The sequence below is a fragment of the Streptomyces physcomitrii genome (genome assembly GCF_012273655.1).
Classification (GTDB): Bacteria; Actinomycetota; Actinomycetes; order Streptomycetales; family Streptomycetaceae; genus Streptomyces; species Streptomyces physcomitrii.
Window position 1 is genome coordinate 274,487 of sequence record NZ_JAAWWP010000002.1, and the last position, 12,158, is coordinate 286,644.

Consider the following 12,158-nt stretch of genomic DNA (forward strand, 5'->3'; position numbering starts at 1 on the left):
CCGGAGGCACCCGAGGGCGGCCGGTCCACGGAGGCCCCGGGGAGAGTCGACCCGCGCCGGAAGCGGGTCATGCCCTCCCCCTACCGGAACCGGTCACGCTCTCCCCGTCCCGGAACCCGTCACGCTCTCCCCGTCCCCGAGCCGGTCACGCTCTCCCCGCGCCGGAACCGATCACACCCTCCCCCGCGCCCGCCGTGAGACCACCGCGCGCAGGACGCGGCGGCCCTCCGCCGAGACGTCGAGGGCCTGGCGCAGGCCGCCGGCGCCGCGGCCCGCGAGGAGTTCCAGGATGGTGGTCTGGCGGCGGAGTTCGGCGGCGACCAGGGGGGACATGTCCTCGGTGCGGCCCTCGCGGCGGGCGGCGACCGTGCGGGCGCCGTCGTCGAGGGCGTCCAGCTCCCGGTGTATCTGGAGCGCGGCGACCGAGCAGGCGTCGGCCCAGGCGCGCAGCGGACCGGCCGTCCGGGTCACGGGTACGGCGCCCAGCATGCGGTGGGCGAGGGTGACCGCACGGTCCTCCTGGGCGGGGGCGGCGTCCAGGGCCTCGCGCGCGTGGGCGGGGGCGGTGTCCAGGGCCTCGCGCGCGCGGGCGAGCGGCGCCTGCCAGTCGGCCTCCTCGGCGAGGCTGGCCCACAGCGGGCGCAGCACCTCGTCGTCGTCACCGAGCAGCGGCACACAGCGGTCGAGGCAGGCGAGTCCGCTCGCCGCCAGACCGCGGTCGTCCGCCTGGGCGAGGAGCTCCACCAGACTCATTGCGTACGCCTTTCCGTGCGCCGGCATCGACTCGTACTGCGTGCGCGCGCCGCCGAACGTCACTCTTCGGCCACCGTCCACCCGCCCGGGGACCGCGCCGAGAGGCCCGTTCCGGGGCCCGGACGCTCACCGCTCGACCACGCCGAGCAGGTCGAGGAAGCGGAAGAAGTGGGTCTCCGCGGAGGGCTCGGCGACCGCGGTCAGCGCTTCGAGCAGCGGCGCGGACGGCACCGTGAATCCGGCCTCGGCGGCCCAGGCCACGGCCCGGCGGGCGGCGTCGCCCGGTGGCAGGAAATAGTCCTCCAGGACCCGGGCGTCCTCGCCGAGGTGGGCGGCCATCGCGGCCGGGGCGAGGCAGGCGCTCCAGGCGCCGCTGCCGGGTGCGGCGGCCTCGACCACCACGCAGTCGCTGTCCAGGACGTAGCCGAACAGGGCGGGGGCGCCGGTCTCCCGGGCGAGCCGGTTCATGCTGCCGATACGGGGCGCCGCCTCACCCGCGGCCGGGCACTCCCAGACCTGCCAGTCGGCGGCGCGGTCCTCGAGCAGGGTGAGTTCGGGGCGTACCGCCCGCAGCGACGCGCAGTCCGCGAGCGGGCGCGGGCTGCGCCCCACCACGTAGTAGCCCCAGTAGCCCACGCCGTCCCCCGGTTCTCGACTGTGCTGGTGAGGGCTGAATACACCACAGACCCACGCGGTCGCGCCAGTGTCCGAAACCCCTCGGTGCGGGCCGGAGCCGCCGCACCGAGGGGTCGGGGCCTCAGTCCGCCTTGGCCGCGAGGGCCTTGAACTCCCCCCAGCTCAGCGGAGGTTCACCCGCGTCCCACAGTTTCTGGGCGACCGCGGCGAGCGGCAGGCGGATCCCGGCGGCGACCTGGTCCTGGGTCTGCGAGTCGGCCAGATCGCACCAGACCGCGAAGCTGCCGCCGAGGATCTGGGAGTCGTACTTCGCGGGCACCGCGCCGGTGCCGCGGATCACCCGGGGCGTCCACTCCTTGTAGATGCGCTCACCGGTCGGATAGACGAACTGGTTCGGCTGCCCGAGGACGTAGTAGAGGTACTCGTCGTTGTAGTTGAGCACCTTGCGCCCCTCCGCCAGGAACTCGGCGGGCTCGCGCTTCCCGGACTCCTTGCCGGTCCAGTAGGCGACCTGGAGGTCCTTCGCGGGGCGGACCGCACCGCCGGTGAAGAAGCCGTCGTTCCAGGCCCGCAGCTCCCGGCCGTCGCCGCGGACCGCCTTCGCCCGGTCGTTGAGCCAGCCGGTGGCGAGGTCCTGGACGCGGCCGTTGGGCCCGTACTTCTTGCGGGCCGCGGCGGCGAGTCCGGGGTAGGAGCCCTCCGGGTCGGCGGACATCAGGGCCAGGTACTCGTCGGCGCCGAGGTGCCAGTCGCTGCCCTTGAACAACTCGGCGTACTCCTTGAGGAGTTCGTCGACGAGCTTGCCCGCGGCCGGGTTCGCGATGTCGACGGTGCCCTGCACCGGGCTGCCCGAGCCGCTCCTGAGCTGGAGCTGCGGGTGCGCCTTGAGCACCGCGCCGAGGTGGCCGGGCGAGTCGATCTCGGGGACGACGGTGATGTGGCGGCTCGCGGCCAGCTTGATGATCCGGCGGACCTGCGCCTTGGTCAGATGCGGCTCGGAGACGACCTCCGGGTGCGAGTCGGAGGCGATCCGGAAGGCCTGGTCGTCGGAGAAGTGCAGGCCGAACTCGTTGAGCTTGAGGTCGCCCATCTCGCGGATCCGCTGCTCGATCCAGTCGGCGGTGAAGTTCTTGCGGGCGATGTCGAGCATGAAGCCGCGCCGCGGCTTGGCCGGGACGTCGTGCACCTCGCCCTCGGGGACGCCCCCGCCGGTGCGCACCAGCTGCTTGAGGGTGCGGGTGCCGTAGAAGACGCCGGTGTCGCGGCTGCCGGTGATCCGGACCCTGCCGCCCTCGGTCTTCAGGGTGTAGGCCTCGCCGCCGCCCTTGACGCCCTCGTCCAGGGCGAGTTCCACGTCGCCCGCCCCGGCGTCGCCGTCCGTGGCGCGGTCGAGCTTCAGTTCGGAGGCAAGCAGGGCGGCCTCGTCGTCCAGGGCGTCGTCCTCCGCCACCACCTTGGCGTCCTTGCCAGGCTTCCAGCCGGGCCCGCGGGCCGCCTCGAAGCCGCTGACCGCGGGGATCACCCGGGGCCGCTTCGAGAGGGCGTACGAGCGCTCGGGCGTCGGGGTGCCCGCGGCGGCGGTGTCCGCGCCGGAGGCCTCGCCGCCCCCGCGGTCGCCGTCCTCGTCGCCCGGCCACAGGGAGAAGACGAGGGCCACCGCGGTGGCGGCGACCAGGGCGACCAGGATCCAGAGCAGTTTCCTGCGGTCGCCGGGTCCGCGTGGGGAGGACCGGCCGTTCGCGGCATGACTCATGCGGCATCCATCCTGCTGTCGCCTCCGCCCGGCGTGCGGCCCGGTGCGGCCGTACGCGGTTTCCTGATCACTGCTGCGGCACCGGCGCCCGGCTCCTGCCTCACCCGGCACACCGCCCAGCCGAAACCTAAGGCCCGTATCTCAGACGCTTGCCGACAACGTCCACCACACGCGCCGAAACTCTCCCTTCCGGGTGAATTTCCTCTCCGTCCCGACCGACGGCGCGTCCGCGTGACTAGCGTGGGTGCCGTTCCTCGCATCCCCGTGCGGGTGCGCACGCACCCGTCCGTCCCGTACACCGAAGCGTCCTGTCCTCTCCCCGGCCGCATCCAGCGACCGGCCCGTGCCTTCCCCTGTCCCTGCCCGTCCCCTGTCCTGGAGCACACGCTGTACACGCCACGACTGCCCCGCGGCCGCGGCCCCGGGGCCATACCCGCCCAGGGGCCGGGCGACCCGTGGCCGCGCGGACTCCAGCGGTTCAACACCACGGCGTCCGAGGCCGCGGAGGGCGAGCTGCTCGCCTGCCTGGCCGACCTGCGCTGGGCGCGACGGCTCGCCCGGCACCGGCCCTACCCGGACCTGGCCGCGCTGCTCGCCGCCGCGGACGAGGCCACCTACGATCTCACCCCGGCGGACCTCACGGCCGCGCTCGCCAGGGAACCGCGGGCCGCCCTCCCGCCCCGCGGCAGCCACTCCGCCGCGCACACCGCGCTGACCGCCGCGCACGCCGCCTACGAACACCGCTTCGGCCATGTGTTCGTGCTCTGCCTCGACGGCTTCCCGCCCGAGGAGACGCTCGACCAGGTGCTGCACGGCATCCGCTCCCGGCTGGGCAACGACCCGGAGGAGGAGCGGGTGCTCGCCGCCGAGGAGCTGCGCCGCCTCGCCCGTGGCCGGATCACGCGCATGCTGAGCAGACATCACCGGGCCGAGGAATCGCAAGAATCTACGGATTCCGGGCATTCGGATAGCCCGTACGTGCAAGTTTGACGGCCACTTTGATCAGTTGAGCGGGCAAGGCACCAGGTTTCGGCCAGGGCCTCGCTACGATGACCGGGGCCGGTGGACCGTACCCGGCCGGGCCCGTCCGACCCTCGATGCCGGCGCGGCCCCGATCCCCGCTCCCGGAGGGTTCTTCCGTGCCGGCTGGAACGCTGTACCGCGGCCGGGAAGGAATGTGGTCCTGGGTGGCTCATCGAGTCACCGGCGTCCTCATCTTCTTCTTCCTGTTCGTCCATGTGCTGGACACCGCGCTGGTCCGTGTCTCGCCCGAGGCGTACGACGACGTCGTCGCCACCTACAAGACGCCGGTCGTCGCGCTGCTCGAATACGGCCTCGTCGCCGCGATCCTCTTCCACGCGCTCAACGGCCTGCGCATCATCGCCGTCGACTTCTGGTCCGAGGGCCCGCGCTACCAGAAGCAGATGCTGTGGTCCGCCGTCGGTATCTGGGTCGTGCTGATGGCCGGGGCGCTGTACCCGGTCCTCGGGCACGCCTTCCGCGAAGTCTTCGGGAGCTGAGGCGGATGTCCGACACCACCCTCGGCACGAGCGGAACCGGCTCCCCGGACGGCGCCTCGCTCTACGACCGGGACCATCCCGCGCCGATCATCGAGCCCCCGCGGCAGCGCACGGCGAAGAGCCCCGGCACCCGGGCCCGCGGCAACTTCGAGATGTACGGCTGGTTGTTCATGCGCCTGTCCGGCATCGTGCTGGTCGTCCTGGTCATCGGCCATCTGCTGATCCAGCTGGTGCTCGACGGCGGCGTCTCCAAGATCGGCTTCGCCTTCGTGGCGGGCCGCTGGGCCTCCCCGTGGTGGCAGGCCTGGGACCTCGGCATGCTGTGGCTCGCGATGCTGCACGGCACCAACGGCCTGCGCACCGTCGTCGACGACTACGCGGAGCGCCCCGGCACCCGCATGTGGCTCAAGGGCCTGCTCTACACCGCCACGGTGTTCACCATCCTGCTGGGCACGCTGGTGATCTTCACCTTCGACCCGAACATCCGCTAGGCGCCGGGGAAGAGGCAGCCAGACATGAAGATGCACACGTACGACACCGTGATCGTCGGCGCCGGTGGTGCGGGCATGCGCGCGGCCATCGAGGCGACCGGGCGCAGCCGGACCGCGGTGCTGACCAAGCTGTACCCGACCCGCTCCCACACGGGCGCCGCGCAGGGCGGCATGGCCGCCGCGCTGGCCAATGTGGAGGAGGACAACTGGGAGTGGCACACCTTCGACACCGTCAAGGGCGGTGACTACCTGGTCGACCAGGACGCCGCCGAGATCCTGGCGAAGGAGGCCATCGACGCCGTCCTCGACCTGGAGAAGATGGGCCTGCCCTTCAACCGGACCCCCGAGGGCACCATCGACCAGCGCCGCTTCGGCGGCCACTCGCGCAACCACGGCGAGGCCCCGGTCCGCCGGTCCTGCTACGCCGCGGACCGCACCGGGCACATGATCCTCCAGACGCTCTATCAGAACTGTGTGAAGCAGGGCGTGGAGTTCTTCAACGAGTTCTACGTACTGGACCAGTTGCTCACCGAGGTGGACGGCGTCCGGATGTCGGCGGGCGTGGTCGCCTACGAGCTGGCGACCGGCGAGATCCATGTCTTCCGGGCGAAGTCCGTCGTCTACGCCTCCGGCGGCACCGGCAAGTTCTTCAAGGTGACCTCCAACGCGCACACCCTCACCGGCGACGGTCAGGCGGCCTGCTACCGGCGCGGACTGCCGCTTGAGGACATGGAGTTCTTCCAGTTCCACCCGACCGGCATCTGGCGGATGGGCATCCTGCTCACGGAGGGCGCCCGCGGCGAGGGCGGCATCCTGCGCAACAAGGACGGCGAGCGCTTCATGGAGAAGTACGCCCCCGTCATGAAGGACCTCGCCTCCCGCGATGTCGTCTCGCGCTCCATCTACACCGAGATCCGCGAGGGCCGGGGCTGCGGACCCGAGGGCGACCACGTCTACCTCGACCTCACGCATCTGCCGCCGGAGCAACTGGACGCCAAACTCCCGGACATCACCGAGTTCGCGCGCACCTACCTGGGCATCGAGCCGTACACCGACCCGATCCCGATCCAGCCGACCGCGCACTACGCGATGGGCGGCATCCCGACCAATGTCGAGGGCGAGGTCCTGGCGGACAATCTGACCGTCGTCCCCGGCCTGTACGCGGCCGGGGAGGTCGCCTGCGTCTCGGTGCACGGCGCCAACCGGCTCGGCACCAACTCGCTGCTCGACATCAATGTCTTCGGTCGCCGCGCGGGCATCGCCGCCGCGGAGTACGCGGCCCGGCACGAACTCGTCGAACTCCCGGAGAATCCCGGGGAGTCGGTCGCCGCGCAGGTGGAGCGGCTGCTCTCGGCCACCGGCAGCGAGCGGGTCTCGGAGATCCGCAGGGAGCTGCAGGAGACCATGGACGCCAACGTCATGGTGTTCCGCACCGAGCAGACCATCAAGACGGCCGTCGCGAAGATCGCCGAGCTGCGCGAGCGCTATCTGCACGTCTCCGTGCAGGACAAGGGCAAGCGGTTCAACACCGACCTGCTGGAGGCGATCGAGCTGGGCAATCTGCTCGACCTCGCCGAGGTGATGGCGGTCTCGGCCCTGGCCCGCAAGGAGTCCCGCGGCGGCCACTACCGCGAGGACTTCCCGAACCGCGACGACGCCCACTTCATGCGCCACACCATGGCGTACCGCGAGGTCGGCGACGACGGCGCACAGACCGTCCGTCTCGACTACAAGCCGGTCGTCCAGACCCGCTACCAGCCGATGGAGCGTACGTACTGATGGCTACCCCGACCATGGACAAGGTGGAGGCCGAGGCGTCCGCCTCCCCGTACATCACGGTCACCTTCCGGATCCGGCGCTTCAACCCGGAGGTCTCGGCGGAGGCGAGCTGGGAGGACTTCCGCCTGGAGATCGACCCCAAGGAGCGGGTGCTCGACGGCCTGCACAAGATCAAGTGGGAGCTGGACGGCACCCTGACCTTCCGCCGCTCCTGCGCGCACGGCATCTGCGGCAGCGACGCCATGCGCATCAACGGCAAGAACCGGCTGGCCTGCAAGACCCTGATCAAGGACATCGGCCCGGAGAAGCCGATCACCGTCGAGCCCATCAAGGGGCTCGCGGTCCACAAGGACCTCATCGTGGACATGGAGCCCTTCTTCCAGTCCTACCGCGAGGTGATGCCCTTCCTGGTCACCAGCGGGAACGAGCCCACCCGCGAGCGCCTGCAGTCCGCGAAGGACCGGGAGCGCTTCGACGACACCACCAAGTGCATCCTGTGCGCCGCCTGCACCTCCTCCTGCCCGGTGTTCTGGAACGACGGTCAGTACTTCGGCCCGGCGGCGATCGTCAACGCGCACCGCTTCATCTTCGACTCGCGTGACGAGGCGGGCGATCAGCGCCTGGAGATCCTGGGCGGCCAGGACGGGGTGTGGCGTTGCCGCACGACCTTCAACTGCACGGACGCCTGCCCGCGCGGCATCGAGGTCACCAAGGCCATCCAGGAGGTCAAGCGCGCGCTGATCACCCGGCGCTTCTGACCCGCCCCGGCCTCCCGGTCTCCCCTGCTCCGGTACGCCCCGCCGTCCTTCCGGGTGGCGGGGCGTCCTCATGAGCGCTGCCCGCCCTCCGTCCCATCCGTGCCGTACAGCACTCCGTCGAGGAACTCCCGCTGCAGGTCCAGCCATTGAGCCGGGCGCTCGGCGAACGGCAGGTGCCCGGTGGGCAGTTCGACGGTCACGGCGCCGGGGATCCCCTCGGACAGCTGCCGCTGGTGGAAGGGGCTCACCAGGGCGTCCTCGGTGGTGGAGACGGCGAGCACCGGCACCCGCAGCCGCCCCAAGTCCTCGCGTACGTCGAGGGTTTCGAGGAGGGCGACCTGCTCGTCGGTGCCGGGCGGGACCGTGCGCGCGGCCTCTTCGAGGGCTGCCTCCACCGTCGCGCGGTCCATGCCGTCGGCGGTGGTGGAGCCGAGGCCGGACAGGAAGAGGTAGGCGGCGAGCCGGTCCCGCTCGGGCTCGGCGAGCAGTCGGCGCCAGAGCCGTGCGGCGAGCAGGAAGCGCGGGCTCGGACGGGCGAACCCGGCGGTCAGCACCAGCGCCCGCACCCGCCGCGGATGCCGGGCGGCGGCCCGGACGGCGAGGGCGGTGCCGAGCGAGTACCCGGAGACGGCGAAGCTCTCCAGTCCCTCTTCGACGGCGGTGGCCACCAAGTCGTCGGCCAGGGCGTCGAGTTCGAGGGGCCGCTCGGCGCGCGGGGTGCCGCCGGAGCCGGGCAGATCGGGCCCGACGACCCGGTACCGCTCGGCGAGCCCCTGGACCACCGGACCGAAGTTGGCCGCGAAACCACCGCCCGCCCCGTGCGCCAGCAGCAGCCCCGGCCCGCTGCCGAGCACGGTCCGGCTCAGCCCGGAGGGGCCGAGGTGCGCGGCGGGTACGGGAGCGGGGGCCGGCGCGGCAGCCGGGGAGGGCGGGGTCGTACGGGGCGAGGGCGCACCGGAGTGCGGCGGGTTCGTGGTCATGCCCGGACGCTAAGGTCTGACATCGGTGTGAGGGTCAAGCCCCCTCTCGCCCCTGGTCCCGGCCGCGGGCGACGCCGTACGGGGAGACGCACGCAAGACGCACGGGAACGCGGGGCGGAGACGGGGACGGACCCGCGGAGCGAGGGGAGAAGCCATGCGCATCGGAGACATGGTCCGGCGGACCGGAGTCAGCGAGCGGCTGCTGCGCTACTACGAGGACCAGGGCCTCCTCTCCCCCGCCCGGCGGCCCAGCGGCTACCGCGCGTACACGGAGGCCGATGTCGCGACGGTCGCCCGGATCCGGAGCCTGCTCGCGGCGGGCCTCGGCACGGCCACCATCGCCCGGGTGCTGCCCTGTGTCCGCGAGGAGGCCGAGGTCCTCGCCCCGACCTGCCCGGACCTGGTGGCCGAACTCCGGGTGGAACGGGACCGTATCGACCTGGCGATCGGCCAGCTGCTCACCTCCCGCGGGCTGCTCGACCAGGTGATCGCGGCCGGCCCGGCGGCACCCTCCACCGAGGAGCCCGAGGCGCCGTGCAGGGCACGGACGGCGCAGGCGATCTAGACGACAGGCGGCAGACGGCCGCGGGTCCGACCCCAGCCCGCTCCCCCTCCCCACAGACACCCACGGACCCGGTGTGCGCCCGCCGCACACCGGGTCCGCTCATGTCCCGCGCCGGAATCCCGCTGGCCCCAACTCCCGCACCCCGAACGGCAGGTGGCATGGCGCCGGTCACATCACCCCACCGCGACCCCCTCCCACTTGAACACGTTCAAAAACCGTCCTACAGTCCTGGCATACAGCTTTTTGAACACGTTCAAGAAGGGGTGGGGACATGGATCTCACAGTGGTCGCCTACATCGTCTATCTGCTGGTCAGCATCGGTCTGACCGTCTGGGTGGCGCGCACGCTCAGCCGGAACGGGCGGATCTTCCTCGCGGATGTCCTCAAGGGCAACGAGAAGCTCGCGGACGCGGTCAACCACCTGCTCGTGGTCGGCTTCTACCTGGTCAACCTCGGCTTCGTGGCGCTCTATCTGAACGCCGACGAGGAGATCACCAGCACCCGGGAGATCTTCGAGACGCTCTCGACCAAGCTCGGCGTCGTCCTGCTCGTCCTCGGTGTCCTGCACCTGGGCAACGTGTGGGTGCTCAACAAGATCCGCCGCCGGGGCGTCCTGGAGCGCGAGCAGCTGCCGCCCGTTCCGCCGCAGGGCTGGGTGGCGCCGGGGGCCCGGGCATGACCGCCCAGCCCTCCGGTGCGGACCGGGGCGCCGCGCGCGTCCCGGTCCGCGGGCTCACGGTCCTGTACGACCCGGACTGCTCGCTGTGCGCGCACCTGAGCCGCTGGCTGCGGCGGCAGCGGCAGCTCGTCCCGCTCGAACTGCTCCCGGCCGCCTCGCCGGAGGCCCGGCGCCGCTACCCGGGGCTCGACCACCGGGCGACCCTGGACGAGATCACCGTGGTCGGCGACAGCGGCCAGGTCTACACGGGGACCGCGGCCTGGGTGGTCGTGCTGTGGGCGCTGTCCGAGTACCGCGAACTGGCCCACCGGATGAGCAGCCCCACCGGCGCCCGGTTCGCCCGCGGCGCCGTCCTCGCCGCGGCCAAGTGGCGCGCCGCGCAGCTCCCGGCCAGGGCCCCGGTACGCGGCGGCCACCCCGGCAGCGGCTGGGGCGGCGGCGCCTACCGGCAGCAGGACGGCTGGACCTACCGGCCCGGCTCCGGCTGGACCATGGAGCCGCCCGGCGCCTGCGCCGGGGGCGAGTGCGGAACTCGTTAGGCTCGCTGCCGTGTCAACCGCGAACGAGTCACCGACGCCGGGCCCCGGCCGCCGCCCGTCCGGAACGCCGGAAGGGCAGGCCGGGTCGGAGAAGCCGGCCACCCCGGCCGAGCCCGTCAGGACGAAGAAGCCAAACAGGCCCGAGAAGCCGAGGCCCGAAAAGGCGGAGAAGGCCGAAAGAGCCGAGAAGACGGAGAGGGCCGAGAAGACGGAGAAGAGCGAGCAGACCCGGGCGCTCATCCTCCAGACGGCGATGGAGCTCTTCCAGGAGCGCGGCTACGACAAGACCACCATGCGGGCCATCGCCCAGGAGGCCGGGGTCTCGGTCGGCAACGCGTACTACTACTTCGCGGGCAAGGAGCACCTGATCCAGGGCTTCTACGACCGGATCGCCGCCGAACACCAGGAGCGGGTACGGCCGATCCTGGCCCGGGAGACCGATCTGGAGGCGCGTCTTTCGGGGGTGCTCCAGGCCTGGCTGGACATCGCCGAGCCGTACCACGAGTTCGCGGCGCAGTTCTTCAAGAACGCCGCCGACCCGGACAGTCCGCTCAGCCCCTTCTCCGCCGAGTCGGAGCACGCGCGGGAGGCCGCGATCGATGTGCACCGCGCGACGCTGGCCGGGGCCGAGGCGAAGGTGCCCGCCGAACTCGCGGTGATCCTGCCGGAGTTGATGTGGCTCTCGCAGATGGGCCTGGTGCTCTACTGGGTCTTCGACCGCTCCGAGGGCCACCGCCGCAGCCGCCGTCTCGCGGACCGCGGGGCCCGGCTGACCAGCCGGGGCGTGGCGCTGGCCCGCTTCCGGGTGCTGCGCCCGCTCGTACGCGAAGTGCACGAGCTCTTCACGGACTTCCTGCCGGGGATGACGCAGGCGGCACCGGCGGCGGAGAACTCCCCCGCAGCGGACGGGACTTCACCGCCGGACGGCGCGGCGAAGACGGAGCGGGCCGCGAAGACGGAACGCGCGGCGAAGGGGAAGAGGGTGCGGCGCGGGAAGCGCTAGCGGTGCCGGGGAGGAGGAGGCGGCGGGGGTGTACGGGCGCGTGCGGTCAAGTGGTGGCGTGCGTCCGCCGGTTGAGGACGACTCAGTTCAACTCCCGGCGCAGTACGGGCCGTTTGGGTGCCCGCCGGGCGACCTCCGCGAAGCCCTCCTGCGTCAGCAGGGAGACCAGGCCGTGGTAGGCGTCGTCCGCGCCGACCGGGCCGAGGGTGTCGTCCACCGGGTAGGCCTCGACCGTACGGGCGCCGCGTTCCCGGGCGAACTCGACGGCGGCGCGCACCAGTTGGCGGGCGACCCCGTGGCCGCGGTGCTCCCGGGCGACGTAGAGGCAGACCAGCGACCAGACCGGGCGGTCGTCCACCGGCTTGCTCACCGGGGAGCGGTCCAGGCGGCCGAACTCCTCACGCGGGGCGAGGGAGACCCAGCCGGCCGGAAGGCCCTCGCGGTAGACGAGGAGGCCTGGTTCGCGGCCCTCGTCGACCAGGGCGCGCAGCGCGAGGCGGTTGCCCTCGCCCCACCGGGTCCGGCGTTCTGCCGGGGTGAGCCGGAAGAACATGCACCAGCAGCCCTTCACGGCGCCGCGCCTGCCGAGGAGTTCCTCGACATCCGGCCAGCAGGCGGGGGTGGCGGGTACCGCGGCGGGGGTCTCGGTCATGCGGGCGATCCTGCCGGAAGCGGAAGCCGCTCGGGCCGAGGCGTGCCGGA

General features: G+C 72.3%; 14 protein-coding genes. 9 read left to right on the plus strand and 5 right to left on the minus strand.

The annotated features are described in order from the left end of the window. Nucleotides 1-171: 171 nt before the first annotated feature. From HFV08_RS04410 to HFV08_RS04420, 3 genes are all read right to left on the minus strand, one after another. Nucleotides 172-753 carry a hypothetical protein gene (locus tag HFV08_RS04410; RefSeq protein WP_168536064.1) on the minus strand — a complete coding sequence of 194 codons (582 nt, stop codon included), beginning with the start codon at nucleotides 751-753 and terminating at the stop codon, nucleotides 172-174. 126 nt (nucleotides 754-879) lie between these two features. Next, a complete protein-coding gene (locus tag HFV08_RS04415; RefSeq protein ID WP_168536066.1) occupies nucleotides 880-1,389 on the minus strand; it encodes a hypothetical protein in 510 nt (169 codons plus the stop codon). A 121-nt stretch (nucleotides 1,390-1,510) separates the two neighbouring features. After that, the gene (locus HFV08_RS04420; RefSeq protein WP_168536068.1) at nucleotides 1,511-3,142 is read right to left on the minus strand and encodes a beta-N-acetylhexosaminidase; all 1,632 of its coding nucleotides are present in this window, start codon (nucleotides 3,140-3,142) and stop codon (nucleotides 1,511-1,513) included. 429 nt (nucleotides 3,143-3,571) lie between these two features. Here HFV08_RS04420 and HFV08_RS31355 point away from each other — a divergent pair, with 429 nt between their 5' ends. The 5 genes from HFV08_RS31355 (at nucleotide 3,572) to HFV08_RS04445 (ending at nucleotide 7,690) form a co-directional block, all read left to right on the plus strand. Continuing rightward, complete coding sequence (locus HFV08_RS31355; RefSeq protein WP_312885405.1) at nucleotides 3,572-4,132, plus strand: 2-oxo-4-hydroxy-4-carboxy-5-ureidoimidazoline decarboxylase; 561 nt, start codon at nucleotides 3,572-3,574, stop codon at nucleotides 4,130-4,132. Between the two features lie 149 nt (nucleotides 4,133-4,281). After that, the gene (gene sdhC / locus HFV08_RS04430; RefSeq protein ID WP_168536072.1) at nucleotides 4,282-4,662 is read left to right on the plus strand and encodes a succinate dehydrogenase, cytochrome b556 subunit; all 381 of its coding nucleotides are present in this window, start codon (nucleotides 4,282-4,284) and stop codon (nucleotides 4,660-4,662) included. Between the two features lie 5 nt (nucleotides 4,663-4,667). Further along, entirely contained in the window at nucleotides 4,668-5,153 is a 486-nt protein-coding gene (locus tag HFV08_RS04435; RefSeq protein WP_168536074.1) for a succinate dehydrogenase hydrophobic membrane anchor subunit, read from the plus strand. Between the two features lie 24 nt (nucleotides 5,154-5,177). Beyond that, nucleotides 5,178-6,932, plus strand: coding sequence for a succinate dehydrogenase flavoprotein subunit (gene sdhA, locus HFV08_RS04440; protein ID WP_168536076.1), 1,755 nt, complete (start codon nucleotides 5,178-5,180; stop codon nucleotides 6,930-6,932). Continuing rightward, nucleotides 6,932-7,690: a succinate dehydrogenase iron-sulfur subunit gene (locus HFV08_RS04445; RefSeq protein WP_168536078.1), complete on the plus strand. Its 759-nt coding sequence runs from the start codon at nucleotides 6,932-6,934 to the stop codon at nucleotides 7,688-7,690. Before sdhA ends, HFV08_RS04445 begins: the two co-directional genes overlap by 1 nt. Before the next feature lie 68 nt (nucleotides 7,691-7,758). Here the strand turns inward: HFV08_RS04445 and HFV08_RS04450 are convergent, their stop codons facing one another. Continuing rightward, nucleotides 7,759-8,670: an alpha/beta fold hydrolase gene (locus tag HFV08_RS04450; RefSeq protein ID WP_168536080.1), complete on the minus strand. Its 912-nt coding sequence runs from the start codon at nucleotides 8,668-8,670 to the stop codon at nucleotides 7,759-7,761. Between the two features lie 154 nt (nucleotides 8,671-8,824). Here HFV08_RS04450 and HFV08_RS04455 point away from each other — a divergent pair, with 154 nt between their 5' ends. From HFV08_RS04455 to HFV08_RS04470, 4 genes are all read left to right on the plus strand, one after another. Then, the gene (locus tag HFV08_RS04455) at nucleotides 8,825-9,235 is read left to right on the plus strand and encodes a MerR family transcriptional regulator (RefSeq protein ID WP_168536082.1); all 411 of its coding nucleotides are present in this window, start codon (nucleotides 8,825-8,827) and stop codon (nucleotides 9,233-9,235) included. Nucleotides 9,236-9,506: 271 nt separating this feature from the next. Beyond that, a complete protein-coding gene (locus HFV08_RS04460) occupies nucleotides 9,507-9,914 on the plus strand; it encodes a hypothetical protein (RefSeq protein ID WP_168536084.1) in 408 nt (135 codons plus the stop codon). Further along, a complete protein-coding gene (locus tag HFV08_RS04465; RefSeq protein ID WP_168536086.1) occupies nucleotides 9,911-10,453 on the plus strand; it encodes a thiol-disulfide oxidoreductase DCC family protein in 543 nt (180 codons plus the stop codon). Before HFV08_RS04460 ends, HFV08_RS04465 begins: the two co-directional genes overlap by 4 nt. Nucleotides 10,454-10,706: 253 nt before the next feature. Beyond that, nucleotides 10,707-11,456 (plus strand): TetR family transcriptional regulator, encoded by a 750-nt coding sequence (locus tag HFV08_RS04470; protein WP_168536547.1) that lies wholly within the window; start codon nucleotides 10,707-10,709, stop codon nucleotides 11,454-11,456. Nucleotides 11,457-11,538: 82 nt separating this feature from the next. On the opposite strand, the gene HFV08_RS04475 is transcribed toward HFV08_RS04470, so the two are convergent. Next, nucleotides 11,539-12,108: a GNAT family N-acetyltransferase gene (locus HFV08_RS04475; RefSeq protein WP_168536088.1), complete on the minus strand. Its 570-nt coding sequence runs from the start codon at nucleotides 12,106-12,108 to the stop codon at nucleotides 11,539-11,541. Nucleotides 12,109-12,158 lie beyond the last annotated feature (50 nt).